This window comes from Bacillus sp. X1(2014) (genome assembly GCF_007678255.1).
On the sequence record NZ_VEED01000004.1, the window covers coordinates 172936 to 192320 of the forward strand.

16 protein-coding genes are annotated in these 19385 nt (G+C 39.6%); 5 read left to right on the forward strand and 11 right to left on the reverse strand.

Going from position 1 to position 19385, the window contains the following annotated elements:
- The first annotated feature begins 269 nt into the window (after positions 1 to 269).
- The 3 genes from FS608_RS10660 to FS608_RS10670 all read left to right on the forward strand — a co-directional run bounded on the left by FS608_RS10660 (position 270) and on the right by FS608_RS10670 (position 3035).
- Entirely contained in the window at positions 270 to 2252 is a 1983-nt protein-coding gene (locus FS608_RS10660) for a M6 family metalloprotease domain-containing protein (RefSeq protein ID WP_144549761.1), read from the forward strand.
- A gap of 258 nt (positions 2253 to 2510) precedes the next feature.
- Complete coding sequence (locus FS608_RS10665) at positions 2511 to 2708, forward strand: hypothetical protein (RefSeq protein WP_098575398.1); 198 nt, start codon at positions 2511 to 2513, stop codon at positions 2706 to 2708.
- Positions 2709 to 2831: 123 nt separating this feature from the next.
- Positions 2832 to 3035 (forward strand): hypothetical protein, encoded by a 204-nt coding sequence (locus FS608_RS10670; RefSeq protein ID WP_144549763.1) that lies wholly within the window; start codon positions 2832 to 2834, stop codon positions 3033 to 3035.
- Between the two features lie 406 nt (positions 3036 to 3441).
- On the opposite strand, the gene FS608_RS10675 is transcribed toward FS608_RS10670, so the two are convergent.
- Complete coding sequence (locus FS608_RS10675; protein WP_144549765.1) at positions 3442 to 4803, reverse strand: MATE family efflux transporter; 1362 nt, start codon at positions 4801 to 4803, stop codon at positions 3442 to 3444.
- Positions 4804 to 5001: 198 nt separating this feature from the next.
- On the opposite strand from FS608_RS10675, the gene FS608_RS30180 reads away from it, so the two are divergent.
- Complete coding sequence (locus tag FS608_RS30180; protein ID WP_186328678.1) at positions 5002 to 5160, forward strand: hypothetical protein; 159 nt, start codon at positions 5002 to 5004, stop codon at positions 5158 to 5160.
- A 99-nt stretch (positions 5161 to 5259) separates the two neighbouring features.
- On the opposite strand, the gene FS608_RS10680 is transcribed toward FS608_RS30180, so the two are convergent.
- The 3 genes from FS608_RS10680 to FS608_RS10690 form a co-directional block, all read right to left on the reverse strand.
- A complete protein-coding gene (locus FS608_RS10680) occupies positions 5260 to 6738 on the reverse strand; it encodes a SulP family inorganic anion transporter (protein WP_144549767.1) in 1479 nt (492 codons plus the stop codon).
- Between the two features lie 268 nt (positions 6739 to 7006).
- Complete coding sequence (locus tag FS608_RS10685; RefSeq protein ID WP_144549769.1) at positions 7007 to 7846, reverse strand: hypothetical protein; 840 nt, start codon at positions 7844 to 7846, stop codon at positions 7007 to 7009.
- 157 nt (positions 7847 to 8003) lie between these two features.
- The gene (locus FS608_RS10690) at positions 8004 to 8204 is read right to left on the reverse strand and encodes a cold-shock protein (RefSeq protein WP_026567057.1); all 201 of its coding nucleotides are present in this window, start codon (positions 8202 to 8204) and stop codon (positions 8004 to 8006) included.
- Positions 8205 to 8642: 438 nt separating this feature from the next.
- On the opposite strand from FS608_RS10690, the gene FS608_RS10695 reads away from it, so the two are divergent.
- On the forward strand, positions 8643 to 9377 hold the full coding sequence (locus FS608_RS10695) for a protein-glutamine gamma-glutamyltransferase (RefSeq protein ID WP_144549771.1): 735 nt from the start codon (positions 8643 to 8645) through the stop codon (positions 9375 to 9377).
- 49 nt (positions 9378 to 9426) lie between these two features.
- Here the strand turns inward: FS608_RS10695 and FS608_RS10700 are convergent, their stop codons facing one another.
- The 7 genes from FS608_RS10700 to FS608_RS10730 form a co-directional block, all read right to left on the reverse strand.
- Entirely contained in the window at positions 9427 to 14316 is a 4890-nt protein-coding gene (locus FS608_RS10700; RefSeq protein WP_144549773.1) for a DUF4132 domain-containing protein, read from the reverse strand.
- Positions 14317 to 14328: 12 nt separating this feature from the next.
- Positions 14329 to 14748 carry a hypothetical protein gene (locus FS608_RS10705; protein WP_144549775.1) on the reverse strand — a complete coding sequence of 140 codons (420 nt, stop codon included), beginning with the start codon at positions 14746 to 14748 and terminating at the stop codon, positions 14329 to 14331.
- A 146-nt stretch (positions 14749 to 14894) separates the two neighbouring features.
- Positions 14895 to 15890: an ABC transporter substrate-binding protein gene (locus tag FS608_RS10710; RefSeq protein ID WP_144549777.1), complete on the reverse strand. Its 996-nt coding sequence runs from the start codon at positions 15888 to 15890 to the stop codon at positions 14895 to 14897.
- 17 nt (positions 15891 to 15907) lie between these two features.
- Complete coding sequence (locus FS608_RS10715) at positions 15908 to 16681, reverse strand: ABC transporter permease (protein ID WP_144549779.1); 774 nt, start codon at positions 16679 to 16681, stop codon at positions 15908 to 15910.
- Positions 16671 to 17405 carry an ABC transporter ATP-binding protein gene (locus tag FS608_RS10720; RefSeq protein WP_144549782.1) on the reverse strand — a complete coding sequence of 245 codons (735 nt, stop codon included), beginning with the start codon at positions 17403 to 17405 and terminating at the stop codon, positions 16671 to 16673. The genes FS608_RS10715 and FS608_RS10720 overlap by 11 nt, the downstream gene beginning before the upstream one ends.
- Positions 17406 to 17412: 7 nt before the next feature.
- Positions 17413 to 18084, reverse strand: a complete 672-nt coding sequence (gene tenA / locus FS608_RS10725) for a thiaminase II (protein ID WP_144549783.1) — start codon at positions 18082 to 18084, stop codon at positions 17413 to 17415.
- A gap of 4 nt (positions 18085 to 18088) precedes the next feature.
- Positions 18089 to 19372 (reverse strand): acetylornithine deacetylase, encoded by a 1284-nt coding sequence (locus FS608_RS10730; protein ID WP_144549785.1) that lies wholly within the window; start codon positions 19370 to 19372, stop codon positions 18089 to 18091.
- Positions 19373 to 19385 lie beyond the last annotated feature (13 nt).

Below are 19385 nucleotides of genomic sequence, written 5' to 3' on the forward strand. Positions count from 1 at the left end.
TACTTTATGTTTGTGATTTCAAATATAAACTTGACCATTTTGGAAAGCAAAAGAAAATCATTCACAATTACTTTTCTGTTATGTAGGTCAAAGTTTCCACATGACCGGCGGGTCCACTATACTTATTTTCCTATGAATCTATTAAATGGAAACCAATCTGCCATGTCTTAATTCCTCTTTTTTATAATTATATTTATTTCTATATTCGAAATAATCAGATAATGCTATTATTTTCCTGTACAGAAATACACTTTAGGAGGTTGGTTTTTGTGAGGCAAATTAAAAGGTCTCTCAGCTTTTTGGTAGGTTTAATACTATTAGCAGTGTCAACAACCGCATATGCAGAAAAACCAGGATTAACGGAATTCCCTGAACCTGTTGATTCACAATCCTGGGTCCTGCCCCGCGATATGGCATGGAGCGATTACCGCCCCGTACCTGGAATCGACTGGCAGACATCAGACATTGAGCCGGAAAGAGTTATTAAGGGTGCATTAATTATAGTGGACTTCCAAGATAGAGAATTTATTCTAAGCCAGCCCGAAGGATCAGAAATCGCCGGTAACCCGATCGGGACTGGAAATATTGCACGCGATCAGATTCCAAAGTTCTGGGAAGACTTCCTCAATAAACCTTCTGCATTAAATAACTATCGAACCGTAAATGAATATTGGAGAGAGAATTCGTTCGGAAAATGGAAAATTGAGCTTAAAGCATTCGGTCCCTACAAAATGGATGGGATGGAATATGAATATGGTCTAAATGAGTTCGGACAGCTAGTAAATATGCCACCGGGATCCACGCCGAGAAATCTAAGGAGTGAAGCTGTTCAAAAAGCCTCAACCGATATCGCTGCATCTGGTGAAACGTTTGACTTTAGATTTGTCATCCATGCCGGTTATGATGAATCAGGTGTTTGGCAAGAATTAGGCGAAATGAAGTTTCAAAACCAAGATTCCGTAACTGCACCATTTGGCCCCAATGTTGATGGAATGCCAAACTCTGCCAAAACCCGCTATGTACCATGGACATCCTGGTATGCTGCCAAAAGCATTTGGTCAAGTGCCGGCGGCGGTACCTCTATTCAAGGTGAAAATGATGGAATGGGTACGTTTGCTCACGAGTTCGGCCATATAATGAGTCTTGGTGATAACTATAATAATCCATATGGTACTCCTGTTTCTAGGTCTTACTCTGGACCATGGGAATTAATGAGCCGCGGAAGCTTTAATGGTCCTGGGGGTCCTCACACTCGTTGGATGGTTCCATCACCTTTAGGTGCATCTGCCCCATCCCATCATATGCTTCGTAATAAAATCAAACAGGGCTTTCTATCAGCGGATCAGTACCTCAGTCTAAACCGGGACGAACTTGCAACTACAGGTCCAGTATTCACTGATATTCTAGCCCGTGAGGTACCAGCTGGCAGTGAATTTAATCGTTCTGCGATTCACGGTATTAACATTAGTATGGAGGATCTAACACCAGTGAATTCCTTGAATGACGATTGGCGTGCCGATATGCAAAAGGGTGCAAAATGGTACAATAACTACACAGTTGAAGTAGTTGACCGGGTAGGCTTTGACTCCTTTGTCCCTGATTCAGGTGTCCTTTTAGCCAAAACAAAGAACAGCGAGTCCGCACCAAATATCTGGGTAGTCGATTCACATAAAGAAGATATTAATCAAGTTGATTTCATGCGGCCGGATGGAAGCGTTGCCAAGATGTCTGTCGGTGATTTCCAACAGCTAGCGGACTCTCTTTTCAAAGCTGGAACTGGTGATGGTGTTGTTAGTGAATACAAAGATGAAGCTAACCGACTTCACTTTTATATTTTAGGAAAGAAGTATGATAAACAAGGCGCACTTTCCTATCGAGTAGCCGTACGAAATATGGATGGCGCTGGTTCGTTTAAACGTGGAGTAACCGCTGCCGTTGGGACGGTGGAAAAAGCTGCACCAGGCAGGATTGCTGTTTATCATTTCAATGTGACAAACACTGGATCAGCGACCGACCTAATCCGCCTGAATGCCAAAACAGACGCAGGTTGGGAACTAAGGCTCCAGAATAATGTAATTGAGGTTGAAGCCGGTAGAACCATAACTGTACCTGTTTTCGTCAAAATTCCGTCCGCAAGTAAAACCTCCCCTGAGCCAGTCCCAACAAGCCTTACTTTCACTAGTACATCAGAGACTGATCCATCTAAAACCGAGACAGTAAGTCGTCGGGTAGGCCCTGGCGGGGTGAAGTAACAAACCTGTTATATCTTGTATAGAGACTGGGGATCCAGTCTCTATTTTTGCTAGATTGCCATAAATATGCATGCCGGATGACATTTATCCAAAATCCTATTGAAAACGTTTAACTACCTTCAAATACTGAAGAGACACTACTTTCCATTTTTAGTGTCTTACTCATTTGAAAAAAATGGGAAAAAATAATGATGGACTATTTTTTGAAGCCTGTTATAATCCATATATGAAACTAATTTATATTTAAAGGTGGACATTATGGCGAACACTTGTAGATATGTTGTCAACGCACTTGGAAAAGGTGGAGAAACATATTATACGCTTTGTAAAGACAAACAAGAATTACAAAAATGGATTAATACCAATCAAGAAAAACTAATTATGGAAGAATTAAAGATAACGGATAAAAATCAAACTTTCTTCTCTAAACTTTTTAATCTAAAAAAATTATATTAATATTCTTCATGACGCCATTCTTATAGAATGGCGTCATTATTTTTGTAAAATACTAGAAACTACCCTATGAAGAGTAATATTGTAAAAGGTGAAATACTATATTTAATTAGGAGGTGTTTATTTTTGAGAGGAATAAACAATTTGGCGGAAATGGACAAACCTGTTTCAAAAAACAATAAGAATGATGTTAGAGTAAATAATAATATCACTTTGAATATAAACCTTGGGGATCCACTAAATTTATTTGCAATTATCGGAGGCATTTATATTGTAAAGCGATTGGTTAAAAAACGTAATACAAAAAGAAAAAAAATGCAATGGCCTTGAAGGTATGCCGTTTTTATCCTTTTTAATTCACTCATTCTATTCTCGTTGGCTGGAAAGTCATTTATATATACATGCTTAATAGTTTTGTTTCGAAAATAATACTAATGTGGAAAAATGGTTCCTTATCGAATCTTTCTACGTTACTCTAATTGATGAAAAAGGACAAATGCGGTTACGTAGACGGGCTCTACGTGACCCTAATCGTGGAAATCGTTCATCTGCAGTCACGTAACCATTCTCTATGTTATCCTAATCATAAAAAGAGACAAAAAAGGTCATGTAGGAATTCTACATGATCTTTTTTGTCTTCACTTCGGAAAATCGTCCACTCCCGGAGGACATAATTACCCAATTGTCTTTTTGTGGTGCCTGACACCAATAAATAAAACATCCATATCCATATCCACTACATAACAGCTTTATTGACAAATTTCCGTTTTTGGATATAGGTGAGTCTGATGGATAGGGCTATTCCTGCGGCGAGGAGTCCTATGGTTAGACCGAGCCAGTAGCCTCTGGCTCCCAGACTTGTGTAGTGGGCAAGCAAGTATCCTGCTGGTAGACAGATTAACCAATAAGCGATTAAGGACATAATAAAGGCTAGATTGACATCTTTATAGCCTCTTAAGGCTGCTTGTGCAGTCGCCTGTATGGCATCACAAATTTGGAAAAACAGCGCAAAGATTAAGAAATTGGCGGTTAAATTAATAACATCTGTTTCATTCGAGTAAAAACCGGCAACTTGATAGCGGAAAATCACGACAAATAATCCCGTGAAAACGGCAATCAAGATCGCTAGATATATCCCCAACCAACTGTATTGTTTCGCATCTTTATAGCGCCGAGCCCCAACCTCATACCCAACAAGGACCGTTTGTGCCGTCGATATACTAATCGGTATCATATACAAAAAGGAAACGATATTTAGTGCTGATTGATAAGCAGCAATGGTGGTAACATTAAACTTACTTAATAGAATTGTAACTACAGCGAACATACTTGTTTCAAAGAACGTTGAAAGCCCCATCGGAACACCGATCTTTAATATCTCCTTACATTTATCCCACGAGAATTCTTTGAAATCGGCAAATACCGAGTACGATGAGAATGGTTCTTTGGTTCTGACGATAAACACAGTCATCACCATAATTCCCCAATAGGTTATCGATGTTGCGTAACCTGCCCCCGCCCCACCAAGCTCAGGAAAGCCTAAGTTTCCAAAAATGAACACATAATTTAAAAAGAAATTCAATGGCAACGACAAAAGCATAATAATCATGATGACCCGTGTTTTGCCTAGTGCATAGATAAATGATCGAAGTACATTAAAAATAAATAATGGCAGGATTCCATAGCTAAGTCCGATTAGATAATGAAAAGCCGTTTCTTGAACACCGGCATTCAAATTCATTTTATCTAAAATAGGGTCTAACAAAAAGAAGCCAAAGAGGATAACCACTAGCGCAATCAATATGGAGAGATAAATTCCATGCTTTACAACGGATGCGACTTCATTGCTCTTCTTTTCCCCAAAGCGTTGTGCGGCAATGGGTGAGACAGCAAGGAGAATTCCGCTTATCCCTGTGAAAATAGGACTCCAAATGGAGGAGCCAATCGCCACTCCTGCTAACGCTGTAGAGTTGTACTTCCCCGACATAATTGTATTAAAAAACACCATCGAAAACATGCCAAGCTGTGTAATTAAAATCGGAATTAACAAGATACATATTTGCTTTGTTTTTTCCTTTAAGCTAAAGGTTTGCTTCATAAATAGATTCTCCTTGAAAAATAAAAATCCGAACCTTCATTATACTCTATATTGGATGAATATTCCTCATTTAATTTGGAGAGCCATTAAAGAGTCTATGTTTTTTAATAACACATTCGTGGCGGCCCTATTTCTTTAAATAAAATTCGTGTGGTTGTAAAAAATATGATGGTAAAGCGTAAATTGAGGAGGACTTGTATGCAACAGGATCAACAAGCAAAAGAGAATTTGGGTTCCATTATGCAACCCGAATTTGCAGGAACTGATGTACAAAAAGTAAAACAAGAAATTAAAAAAGATGTAAGTGAAGGACAAGGCGCAATGACATCTCGAGAGGCAGGAGCAATGCGCGATTAAAAGAAACATATCCTTTTAGCGAAAAAAAGGGAATGCCGCAGCAATTCCCTTTTTTACAATCAAGCCCCGATATAATTAAATGAAGTCATATTTATTTATTTAATGACCAACCACTTTTCCAAGTCCACCCGGCTTGTTGTGAACGGCGAGTTTGTCAATTAGTTTATGGCTTTCAGAATTTAAGCCTATTAAATTTACATTCACTCCATTTTGATGGTACTTGAAGACGACTTTATCAATTGCCCCCACAGCAGATTCATCCCAAAGATGGGCGTTTGAAAGGTCGAGGTCAATTTCGCTAACGTTTTCTTTATAATCAAAACTGTTAACAAAGTCCGTTACGGAAGCAAAGAAAAGTTGACCGGAAACCTGATATATTTTTTTAGTCGATCCCTTTGTTGAAAGACCTGTCACTTTCATTTTTGAGATCTTGGAAGCAAAGAATATGGCACTTAAGATAATTCCAGCTAAAACCCCTTTGGACAAGTCATGAGTCTCTATTACAATTAGAACCGTCACAATCATAACAATGCTATCAGTAATCGGCACCTTTTTAAATGACTTTAAGCAGGACCAATCGAAGGTTCCAATCGATACCATGATCATGACACCCACTAGTGCGGCCATCGGAATTTGGATGAGGAATTCTCTTAATGAAACAATCAAGATTAATAAAAACGCACCTGCGACAAAAGTGGATAATCTCCCCCTTCCGCCGGACCTGACATTTATGCCAGACTGACCGATCATCGCACAGCCAGCCATACCGCCAAAAAATGCGGAAACAATATTGGCAATCCCTTGTCCAACTGCTTCTTTATTCTTGTCACTCTCTGTATCTGTCAGATCGTCGACAATTGTTGCCGTAAGTAGTGATTCCACTAGTCCAACAATGGCGATTGATAATGAATAAGGGAAAATAATCTGTAGTGTTTCAAAGTTAAAAGGAATATCAGGAATCAAAAATACCGGTAGTTGGGATGTTAATTTTCCCATGTCCCCGACAGTACGAACATCACTGCCTGAAAAAACAGCAATCGCTGTAATTACGATAATCGCAACTAATGGTGAAGGGACGGCTTTCGTAAAACGGGGTAAAATATAAATAATTGCAAGCGAACCTGCAACCATGGCATACATTTGCCAGGATTCCCCGACAAAATGAGGTAATTGTGCCGCAAAAATAAGAATTGCTAGAGCATTAACAAAGCCAGTCATGACGGAACGCGGTACAAATTTCATTAACCGCCCCAGCTTTAAAGTCCCCATAATGATTTGGATAACACCCGTTAGAATCGTTGCTGCCAATAAATATTGCAGCCCATGATCTTTCACTAAATTCACCATTAATAAGGCGGTCGCACCCGTTGCAGCTGATATCATCCCTGGTCTTCCGCCGACAAACGCGATGGTTATTGCAATACAAATCGATGCATATAACCCAACCATGGGGTCAACACCAGCAATGATCGAAAATGAAATCGCTTCTGGAACCAGCGCAAGAGCGACAACAATACCTGCTAATAAATCGCCTTTGGTATTTCCAAACCATGAATATTTAATTTTACTTAGAATCAAACTTTGCACCTCTCCCTTTGTTTATCTGTATTTATTTCTACAGTATTAGCACAACCATTTTCACATACTTGTTTAGATGACTTTCAACTCTCATGAAAGTCGGGTCCGTTGTCAACAGAACATAGTATATAGGAATGTGAACAATTTGTGAAATTTGATGAAATCGCTACTATTCAACTCTTCCTACCCTTTTCGCCATTTTCCTTTGTATTTCGTCCCTACTTCAAAAAAGAAGGAAAATAAAAATAGGACCTCCAGAAAGAGAGTCCTATTTTTTTACGATTTTCGATGGATTATTGACTTTATACAAAACAGGAACATCCACTAAGAATTCTTCTTCTACATCTTTTCCTTTTCCTAGTTTCTTAGCAGCCACTTTCCCATCAAATTCAAGGGAATCACCGATAGCCAGTTCAAACTTTTTAAGTGTCTTACTATGGCTGCACCAGGCTAGTCCGATTTCAAGAGGATTTTCCTCTGAGACGATCTGTACATTTTCAAGGACGACCACTTCATCATTTTCTTCATTAAATGGATTGTAAACGAGCGCGAATTGTTTGACGCTAGCAGTAAAATGCACCTTATCAACCGGGAGATCAAGTTTAGGAGCCTTTGTTTTCTTCGGTTTTGGTTCCTTCGCTTTTGCAGGCTGCGATGCTGCCTCCTTTTTAGCTGGTTCTTCGGTCATTGCAGGTGTATCTTCTGTCATGACCTCTGATAGTATATTTGCTTCAGCTGGAGAACCATCTTTGTCAGGCGTTTCTTTTTCATCAAAAGTTAATAAGCTTTCTTTTCCAAAACTTGATTGCTGCATTTCTTTTAAATAAGCTGGGTGGATACAGGTAAGATTTCCGTCTTGGAACTCAATCACTAGGGTATTAATGTCTATCGCATTTCCATAAGTTTCGTACCCTTTAATAGTCACCATGCGCTGATAATTTCGATCCTTGTACCAGAACTCTTTTTTCGCTTCGCGCGCTGAGGATAATCCCCATTCCTTCAATTTCTCCTTATAATGGTCGTTGTCACGAAACGTTTCATAATCACCTTTTGGTGGAATATACTTTGTTAATTCGGAATGCTCCAATTGAGGTCGCTGGATGATCATCCTGCCACTTCCTTCCGTTATGTACTTAGCTTCATTATATTTTAAAGTATTACAATAAAAAAGGGAAAAGGGCTGTTCACTCCTTCCCCCATTGTTTTAAAGAAAATAAAAAAAGGCCCTATAAGAGAGCCTTTTCCGTACATTTATGTGGTTTAGATTATGCTTTACGTACGTTAGTAGCTTGTGGTCCACGTTGGCCTTGTTCTACTTCAAACGTAACTGATTGACCTTCGTCTAAAGATTTGAAACCTTCGCCTTGGATAGCAGAGAAGTGTACGAATACGTCGTCTCCAGCTTCGCGCTCGATGAATCCAAAACCTTTTTCTGCATTAAACCATTTAACTTTACCTTGTTCCATTTGTTGTATCCTCCTGCTGTGTGCTGTGCACACAATAAAATTACTACCCTTGTTCAAATCTTCCAGACAAAAAGCAGTTACGCCTTTTATTCCTTACCGACAAACAAAAATAATTCTCTCTAACTATAACAGAAGCTTATCTACAATGCAAATGCATTCAAGGAATTTATTATTTATTTTGTAAAATATTGTAGGTAATCTGCCCTAGTCCTTTTTCCTTGTGGTGCCATAAATTTGAATTTAACTCTAAATTTTCATAGAAAAATCAGCCATATAAATTATTTTAAAATAGTAAAATGACGAAGACATGCTTACATACAAAAATTTTTTGAAAAAATACATCCAAACTAAATCAATTGTTCTGATTGTTGTAAACATTAGTGTGGTAGTTTCATACTTTTTATAAGGAGTTGTTGTTTAAGGAAAGCAGGTGAATAGATGATTAAAATTAATCAGCAAACCGTTCACGTGGACGATCTCAGTGACATCCTTACAACTAAAGAACAGAAAGACATCATTACTAAAATGGACAAATCAAATGAAATATTTCAGTACCAGTCTATAAGCCAATTGAAATTTGAACTGTTGTATAGAACAAATACGCTTAAAGCTGCACGAGACCTTAATAATAGTAAGGTACAGTTTACGACTTTTGAGTATGCCTTTTGCAATAAAAAGTATTGGACTCGTTTAAGTAATGGCGGTTTCCTCATAAAGCCAAATGTAAGACCCTCAGAGGCCATTCTTGATGTCTTAAAGAATGGAAAGCTTTATGCGTTTGATTGTTCAACAGGAATTGCGATTGTCTTATATCTTGCTGCCCTTTATACCATTGGAAGCAGAAAATTTGATCTTCTTTTTAATGGGCTTCTCTTATTTGATTGGCAATTTGATAACGATTTAAGGCTTACTCAAAAATATGGGGATGATTTCATACCCGGTGACATCGTGCATTTTAATAATCCAGACGTCAATCCCAATGAATCCCATTGGCGTGCCGAAAATGTGATTTTTATGGCTGATGACCAATTTTACGGCCATGGCGTCGGTATTAAAAAGGCTGACACCATTATTTCCTTCCTAAATAAAAAAAGAAATCCCAACGCAAGGATCCCTGCCTATCTCATGAACCTTATTACCAGACCCGTTTTGTCTAACATTTATCAATCATAATTAGACCGCTGCCAATAAAGCAGCGGTCTGTTATTTGAACGAAAATTTGCTAGTTTTTTAACTGTTCCAATATAAACGGGTCCTTGATTTTCTTATCCTCTGCTAACATGAGCACTTTTGAAACAATTTCTGCGGTTTTAGGATCTTCATCCATGAAAGGCAAGAAAACTCGTCCGCGCTGCTGCGAGTGGACCGGAACGATATAAATAGCCCCTGTGGCTTGTTTATACACATTCGCACTGCCTAGATGAACGCTATATTCACCCAGACTTCCTTCGATCAGCGCAAAGTTACCCTCGATTCTTACATTTTCCAATTTCATTAATCGAGCCGACTCCGCAACAATGACCCTTCTCATTTCAATAGTCGTTAAACTCGCTTCAGGGTCAACTCCACCGACATGAGCAATACTGACAACTAAATCAATATCTCGCATGGTTTCCGAGAAAATCAGCTTCGGAATATTTTTTATTTCAAGCGGCTGATAGGACAGACGGTCGAAAAATTCCACTGTTTCCAAGGTGGGATGCTCTACATCCGAAGGAGAGAACCAATCTGCTAAAGCATTAAGTTGTACAATAATATTTTCTTTGAAATAGACTTTTTGTAATCCAACTTCATAACTAGTCGTCCACAAGCGATTTTTTAATAAGGCTACTGTTTTCTGCGGTTGTATTTGGTAACCCGCGTATCTCCCTGTTCCCATTCCAGCAGCTAGTTCGCCCTGATTCGGTAAGTAGAGTTCTCGAAATACCTGTTTGAATGGCTGCTTTACCTTCCGTGCGAATAGATCCCGCTGAAAATCACTCCAGACCCCGCTTTCAAAGAGATGAACTGGATGAGCGATGAAAATTTCATCGGTGTCCTGGATCAAATACTTATTAACCTGTCCAAACCCAATGAGAGCCCCCTCTTCAAAATAGCCTAGATGTTTCTCTACCTTTAATACCAATGAAGTCATCAATGGTGCCAATACCGGATTTCGCATCATCGTGGTAATTTCATCTAAAACAAAGCTATTTCCTCTCTCCATCGAACGTTCTAATTCTTCTTTGGCTCGTTTATACTGCTCCCGTAAATCGGCTTTATATTCTTTTAATACAGCTACATATTCGTGTTTCTTATACTTAGCTGGTAGAGATTTTAGAACTTTATTAGCTTTCAAAACTTGGATATCTGCACGTCCATTAGCATCAATCATTAATTGTATGGTTAAATCATCAAGCGTTTTTGGCTCTAGATATGGGGTAATCTCTTCCATTTTCTTTGCCTCCATCGCCCACTTCAGTCTTATCACATCCTTGAAACCTGCATTTCTAGCGAGGTTATCTAGGGCAATCGTGACCGTTTTTGCTTCGCTTGCTCGGCGTTGTGCACCAAACTTCTTACTTTCCTGTAAAAATTTTTGAAGGAATACATACCGGTTTAGAACATCTTGTTCATTTTTCACAGGAATCAAACTATAACTTAACACCTGATCCTTAGTTCTTTTTTCCTGAACGACTTTTTCCGTGTCTTCAAGATCCAATTTCCCCAAGGCCGCGTCGGCAAACAGTTGTGACCTGCGGTGATTGGCACCCGCCGAAATGTATTTTGCACATTGATAGAGAATTTGAAAACGTTCCTCTCCCAATTGCTGATAAGAATCCTTAAACCATCCAATATCAAAGGCACCATCCTGGAATTCTTGCGGTGAAATCGGCGAATAATGTGCGACGATCGTTTCTTTTTCCTCAGAAAAAGTCTCATTAATATGAGCATGGAAATACCAGGCGGCACTCCTCAAACCATCCCAATTTAAGTACTTAGACACAAGATTAAGCCATTGCGGGGCATACATGGCTGCCTCTACTAACCTTTTTTCTGAGATCTTCTTTCCTTTTAAAAATTGCTGGAATTGTTCGTCACTTTCTACCTCTTTCGGATAACTAGTTTTTAATAGGTGCGAGAACACTTCTTTCTTCGAGAGTTCATTGCCGTATCCATAAATATAACCTCGCACGAACGATTCTTTATCAAGTCCTGCTAGGATTTGATAAAAGGATTCTATTCCTTCATGACGTTCAATGCCCATAGCTACGGTGGTTACATCAGTCTGGAGATCCCCTCGTTTTAGCTCAATATCTAAAATCCTTTGAACTACTCGATCTTTTATCGACTTCATGTTTGGATAATTTTTTAAGACATGCCCCTTGGGATTGGTTAATTCTGAAAGATAGTCTCTACTGGTCTCCTTTCGTCCAACCAGCTCTCGATACAGAACTTGTTCATCGATAAGTTTCCGATCAAAAGCTTTTGCTAAATCTTCAATCGAAGGGAGAAAACTCTCAAAATTAGTCATTATATATAACTGATAATGAAGTTTGAAATAAACATCAAAATCCTCATCATCACTGATAAATTGTTCTGCCCATTCCAGCCAAGGTTCGGTGAGAAAATCTAGCAGCTTGTATTCGGATTTGAGCCTCTCTACTGGAATCGAATGCACAAGATCATTTAATACAGAACTGATGATTTCGAAATATTGATTCGAATTCTGACTAATAAAATAAGCATTAATCAGCGTTTCTACTTGATCCCGGTAATTTAGGGCATCGATAAAATGATTCATTTCGTCGATATGTTCGATCGGCAAGACTTGCTCTAAAAATGTTTTCCTCCAGCCCTCAACCCGCGGATAATCCATTACGTCCCATACATCCAGCATATTGTGGCAATAGGTGTAAATCCTGTGTGATTGGAGGTAGTATGCCGTCTGAATAAGGGCTGATGTCGATACATCATGACCATTAAAATACTCCTGCCAAACTTCGGTTAATGGAAATGACTCGAATTTCTGTTGTTCCCCCTCATGGTAAGGGCACCTTAATTCCTCGCCAATATGCAAGGTGTCCTTGGAGCCATCAAACCACTCGACTTCATATTCGACCTGACGATGTTCATGAATTAAAGCGTCTAAACCCTGAAGAAATTGTTTACTATTATCTGTTGATAGATGGAAAAGGTTATTTAAATCTAGTTTAGTATGCTCGAGTTCGAGGTTAACTAGATGATTGGGGGCATATAATCCAAACCCATTTCCAAGGTTGTAATCCTCTTGTAAAAACAACTTTTCAATTAATATTTGTTCTTTTGAGGTTGTTTTCATTTGAACAATCTTATTTTTATACAAGGTAACCAGCCGTTCACGTTCTCCTTGGTCATTAATTTCGGTTAAGATTTCAAGTGCACCCACACGTTGCAGCTCCGCTCTACTGGTTAATAAGCGCTCAATCGATTCAGCTAGTTCATCCCTTGAAAGCCCTAGCAATATCTGAATGGCCCCTTGTCGTAATGCACCCGTTTTTAATTTTAGAATCGCTTCAACTTTTTTGATCTCATCTGGTAGAAGACCGATTTTTTTAATGTGCCGAAGTGCGATTTCACGATTATTTACACTTTTATCAGCAAGACTTGCAAAAAGGAACTCTCGTTGGGCGGGCTCAACGTAATCTTTAATAAAAAATGAAAGGAGATCTTCTCTAATTTCCGTACTGAGTTTGTCCTTCCATTCTATTATTTGATTTAACCACTCCTTATCCAAGTCATAGGCAGTCAGAAACATCAATTTTCTGGCTATATCGTTAGTTGAAAAGGTGATCGTTTGCCCTTTGATCGCTTTAGATTCAATGGATACCTCTCGTTTTGGCATTTGGAGAAACATGTTTTTAAACAACTCAAAATGACGAGAGCGTTCATGCTTGTTCTCTAAAACTGGGACATGATGAACTGAAAGTGTGCCTTCCCTATTTTCAGAGTCATACGACCAATTGACCATATATTCATATACATAGTTTGCGAGCAAATAATATTGCAGTTCCAAGTTCGTTTCATGTAAATAGGGATAGGATAACTCGAATCTCAGTTTCCAATTTTGACTTTGTGTTAAAAAGTATTGGGCCATTACCTTTTGATAGGTTGCTCCATTTTCCATCAGAAAGCGGATCTCGGCTTTTACATCGTCCTCTTCATGAGCAGCCGTTGCCCAAAGACTAATATAAAGTGTATTTAGATTTTCACTTTGCAGACCTTGTACCCGTAACTGTGGATCACTTAACGAAGCAGCCACATATTCAAGTGATTGTTTAGCGACTCTTGTATTGGAAACATGCAGGTCCAGTCCGGTCCAAACGTCAAGGGCCCGAATAACGGAACTATAACGAATAAGATCGTTGTCGAGTATGATGTTTAACATGTACTTAGTCGCTTCTAATGTACCTTCATCCATATTTTCGACAATACTTTGACGTAATCCCTCTTGGAGACGGGCGGCGAGTAATAAATCGCCAAGCATTTTGTATTCTTCTACATTATGACTTTTAAAAATACCCTTAATTATCTCATAGTTTAACAATTCACCATTATTTTCTCCGAAAATAATTTCTCTTAAGGCTTGGATTACCTGTTGATTTTTTTGATCGATTTCATAAGCAATTACATCGCCGATTACAGGGTTATATATGGATAAATTGTCTTGAGTTGTTAGATATTCAATAATTGAAAACTCTTCGAAACCCAGGTCTGCAAGGTATAAGAAACTATCGATTAATCCATTATGGTGAAACTTGAGATTTTTCGTCCGAAATGGCCGTCGATCAAATCCTTCGCTATATGGATATTCACACTTATGGTTCACGATATATTGAAAAATTGTCCCATACCTATTCCCAAGTAAGGTGTGGGCAATTTTGACTAGCGGCTGGTAGATGATGGGATCCTTGAGATTTTCTTGTTCAAGGATGATTTTAATGATTTCTTGTTGATTTGATTCTCTTACCAGGTAGGTTGCATTCTCTAATTTTAGAATCAAGAGTGCTAGTTGCTGTTCCATACCAGTAAGTTCTTGGCTTGCTCTTGTTACTAAACCTTCATAATATAATTCCTTATTTTCTATTCTCATACAGTTCCCCCATTACCACATACTTCCTGATAACATTGTCAGCTTAATAAAAGTAAGGTGATCGCCTTCTCTTATTTCCAATGGGCCATCTAATTCGGGCAGTTCTTGTTCATTCATAAATACACGAAATAATCCATCCTCATATGCTTGGATTGCCGTCTTCACTGCCTGATGACAACCGGTTGGTTGTTCATTATATTTAGTGCCAAAACCTACTTTTCCGGCATGGGCCTGCTGTTGGATCTCCTCACTTGTTAGGAACCTTACCAAAATGGCTTCCGATATTTCCGCATTGAACGCTTGAACTTCAGTCGTCACTAATCCTGTCAATAACTGTCGAAGGGTTTGTGGAACTTCTTCTAAATCAATCACTTGTTTGGTTAGATATTCCTTCCTCTTAGCCAAACTTTTCATCGTTACATAGATTTTCATCTTATTACCTCAAAATAGATTTTATCTATATTCTACCAAACAATTGAGTCAAATTAGCCATTCGAATAATGAAAACCTTATAAAAAAATGTCCGCCTGAGGCGGACATTTTGCTTGTATTGTCTTTTTGTGGTACATGACACCAAATCAGTAGTTTACAAAGGCATCTTCGGCTTTGACGGTTTCTTTGATGACTTTGTTGTCTTTTAGCCACTGTGCTGTTTTCTCCCATGTTTGCGGGTCTTGGTAGCCGAATGGCTTTTCCTTGGCGTCCATTAGCGGGAGGAGGATTTCTAAGCTTTTTGTTTCGACATCCTTCTCTAGTGGTGATGTTTTATCCTCATGGTTCATTAATGTCGTTAGACTATCTTCAGGATGATCCTTAACGTATTTTTGCCCCTTAGTGATTGCTGCCATGAACTTTTTAAATACTTCTGGTTTATCTTTTAATCCTTTCTCGCTAGCCACCAAAACTAATTCATAATAATCTGGGACACCGTAATCAGCGGGATTCAGTGTACGCATTGGATGGCCTTCTTTTTCTAACAATAACTTCTCATGGTTAATATAGCCGCCGATCAGGGCATCCGTTTTTTTCGTTGCCATTGCAGGAATAAGATCCCAGCCAACATCCACCATTTTTGCCTTCTTAACATCTCCACCATCGGCTTTAACCATAGTTCCTACTATCGCTTCATCCAACGGAATCGATGGATAACCAATTGTTTTTCCTGCTAAATCCTTAGGGGATTTAATTGGACCATCTGCTTGTACCATTAATTGATTTAGCGGATGACGGACAATCGCACCAAATGATTGAACAGGGATATCCTCACTGCGTGCCACGAGCACTTGTGGTTGATAGCTCATCGCCATGTCGATTTGATTAGCCGCCACAAGTTTAAGGGGATCATTTGTATCTGCTGGCATTTGGATATCAACGTCTAAGCCCTGTTCTTTAAAGTACCCTTTCTCCTCAGCTACAAATAGAAATGAATGCACCGCATTTGGGTACCAATCCAGCATTAAGCTTACTTTCTGAAGCTTCTCGTTCGAAGAAACATTTTTCTCAGCGGTTTCTTTCCCGCAAGCACTTAATAGTAGTAACAATAAACTTGCCAGAATCAAAAAACTCTTTTTCATCTTTACGTTCTTCCTCTCTAGTTGAAACGATTTTTATTTTTTAATACCTGTTTTTCCAATAAACCAATTAATAAAAATAACACGATTCCCAACATCGATAAAAGGAATATCGATGCAAATACGGAATCTGCCTGTAAATTACCAGACATTCTCCGGCTAAAATAGCCTAAACCTTCACTTGCACCCAGCCATTCACCAATCGTAGCTCCGACGACGCAATAAACCACCGACAACTTCAAGCCTGAAAAAATCGCGGGCAATGCCATTGGCAGTTGAATTTTTTTAAAAATTGTCCAGCGGTTCGCACCCATCGTTAACAATAATTCACGATATTCATTTCCACCTGTTTTCAAGCCATCATACGTACTCACGACGATTGGAAAAAAAGCAGTTAAAATGGTCACGGCAATTTTGCTCCAAATCGAATATCCAAACCACATGATAAAAATTGGTGAAATGGCAATAAGCGGCACGGTCTGTGAGATCACAAGGAACGGATAAAGAACTTTTTCGATTGAACGGGAAAAATGCATTCCAACTCCAAGTATCAATCCACCAATTACGGAGAGCCCAAAACCAATCAAAACTTCTTTGAGGGTAGCGGGCAAATGCTCTTCAAACAACAACTGCTTATTTTCTAGCAATGCCCCCCAAATGGCTGAAGGAGCAGGTAAAATAAATGACGGAATCATGGCCTGCCTTACTGCCCATTCCCATCCGCTGACAAGCAGGAGGACCACCAATAAGAATAAACCGTAATCTTCTGTCCATTTCTTCAAGCTAGCTTTCATTGTGAATCAGCATCTCCAGTTCTTTTCTCATCGTTAAAAACTCTGATTGATAGATTAGCTGTGAACTTCTTGGCCTCGTCAGATTAACTTTTAGTTCTTTGATTCCTGCATCTTGCAGCACATAAACTCTGTCGCTTAATAAAATCGCTTCCTCAAGGTCATGGGTAATGAACAAGACCGTCTTTTGCAATTCACCCCACAGCCCTAATAGCCATTTGTGCATGTTTCGTTTTGTCATGGAATCAAGAGCACCAAAGGGTTCATCTAATAATAGAAGGTCCTTCCCCGTCATAAGAGTTCTTAAAAAAGCAACACGCTGCTTCATTCCTCCGGAGAGTTCGTTGGGATAAGCTTTTTCAAATTCAGCCAAGCCAAACCGAGATAACCACTCTCGTATCTCAGGAATTCTCGTTTGCTTATGTTCTTTAGTCACTTCTAAAGGCAGTAACACGTTCTCTAAAACAGTTCTCCATGGTAACAGCAGATCCTTCTGCGGCATATATCCAATACTACCTAACCTCTTTACGGTCTTTTGACCATCAATCAGGATGTCCCCTTGATCTGGTTCAAGTAAACCGGTAACCAATTTAAAAAGAGTACTTTTACCTGATCCGCTGGCACCAATGACGGAAACAAATTCTCCTTGCTTCACATCGAGTGTAAGTCCGTGAAAAATAGGCTTTTCTTTTTCAAAAGAATAGGCGAGGCCTTGAATGGATAACATTGTCCAGTTAGACAGGCCACTCGCCTCCCTGGTAAACCATGTCCCAGAACATATATTCAAATCGAGATGTTGTCAGGAAATGTTCTTCTAAGATGGCTAACTCTCGCTCTGGTTTTCCCTCTGCCAATCGATCTAATAAATCAATAAGCCAGGTTGCTAATGAACCAAACTCATCAGAAGAGTACATTTTTACCCATTCTCCATAGAGTAGATGGTCGATAGCATCTGGATAGTTAGTTGCTAGCACTTTGCTAATCTCCCAATAGCTCCACATACATGGCAAGAGAGCAGATACTAATTCCGCGAGCGAACCATTCTGGGCAACATTTAACATATACCTGGTATAGGCTAAGTTGATCGGCGTTGGTTTGGTTTCCTCTAGCTGTTGAAGTGTAATCCCAAACCTCTCTGCATACTGGCGGTGCAAGTCCATCTCTCCATGCAATGTTTCATCCAAAAGCCTCGCAAATGCGGCCATCGTCTCCAAGTCTGTTGCTTTAACGGCCCCTATAGCAAATAGTTTCGAATAATCGATTAAATACACATAATCCTGTTTCATATAGCGGATAAATGATTCGGCCGGCAACTCCCCTGTGCCCATCCCGACTACAAATGGATGTTGATGGGTTCTTTCCCAAATATCACTTACTTTTTCAAAAAGTCTTTGGGTAAATCTCATTCCCCTACTGCTCCTTTCTCGTGTTGCACCAGTCAGCGATGAAAACGGCTAACACTTTTGTAAAATCTAATAATTGTCTAACTTCGACCTTCTCATTCACGGCATGGGCGTCTTCCAATTTACCTGGTCCAAAAATGGCGGTTGGTATACCAGCACGTCCCAGCCAGCCTGCATCTGTAACAGTGGTGGACATTCCAATCGTTGGCTTGGCCGATAATAATTTTTCAAATGAGTTCGCTAAAAGCTTCGTTCCAGGTTGTTCAGAATCTATTTCTAATGAAGGGAAAATTTCTCCACGGTCGACGATCATTGATTTTCCACCCCACACAAATTGTGGAGGATTGTCACGCAGCCATGGGTCTGCGGCTGCGACTGCTCCAATATGCTCTTCTATTTCTTTGATGACAACTTCATAATCTTCATCTGGGTAAAAATGAACTGTAACCCAAAGCGCACATCGATCTGCCACAAATGCAGCATGTCGTCCTCCTTCAATCACGGCAGGATTAATCGTATTGGTACCGGGAGGAAAGCCTTCATAACTTTTCGTAATTGCCCAGTGACGTTCTAACTCTTGAAGCCCAGCAATGATCTTCATCATTTTCTCAATCGCGCTAGCCCCCTGCACACCTCCACCCGCATGAATCATCTTCCTCCTGATTCCATCATGGTAGGTCTCGTTGCTTTGAATGGTAATCCATCCCGTAATAACGCCGCCCTGTCCTTGAATATGTAAATCACTCGTATCCACCACGACCGCATAGTCAGCTGTATACCCTCTCTCCATGCATGCCAGTGTCCCTGCTTCGCCAACCTCTTCGCCAATAACCGATTGAAATTGAAGATCGCCTTTTAGCGAAATTCCCAGTTCTTTTAACAGTTTAATCGCAATCAGTGATGCGGCAATTCCGCCCTTCATATCCGCGACACCACGCCCATAAATATGTCCATCTTTGCAAAATGCCGAAAATGGAGAATCCTTCCACGCTGAAGGATCCCCCACTTCAGCGACGTCCACGTGACCATTTACAATTAAACTATTAAACTGATCAGGAGATTCTCCAGGTAAAACCCCAACCACATTAGGATCACACGGATAAACATCCCACTTATCGGTGTCAAATCCCAAATCTTCTAAATATCCTTTTATAAAATCTTGCACCCCATTGGTATTCCGTGCCGGAGGGCTAACCGTTGGGAACGCAATGAGTGTCGACAATAATTCGATTAATTCCGCTTCTCTTGCTTCTACTTCTTGTGAGATTTTACTAAGTAAATCCTCTTTCATTTGTTCACGCCCT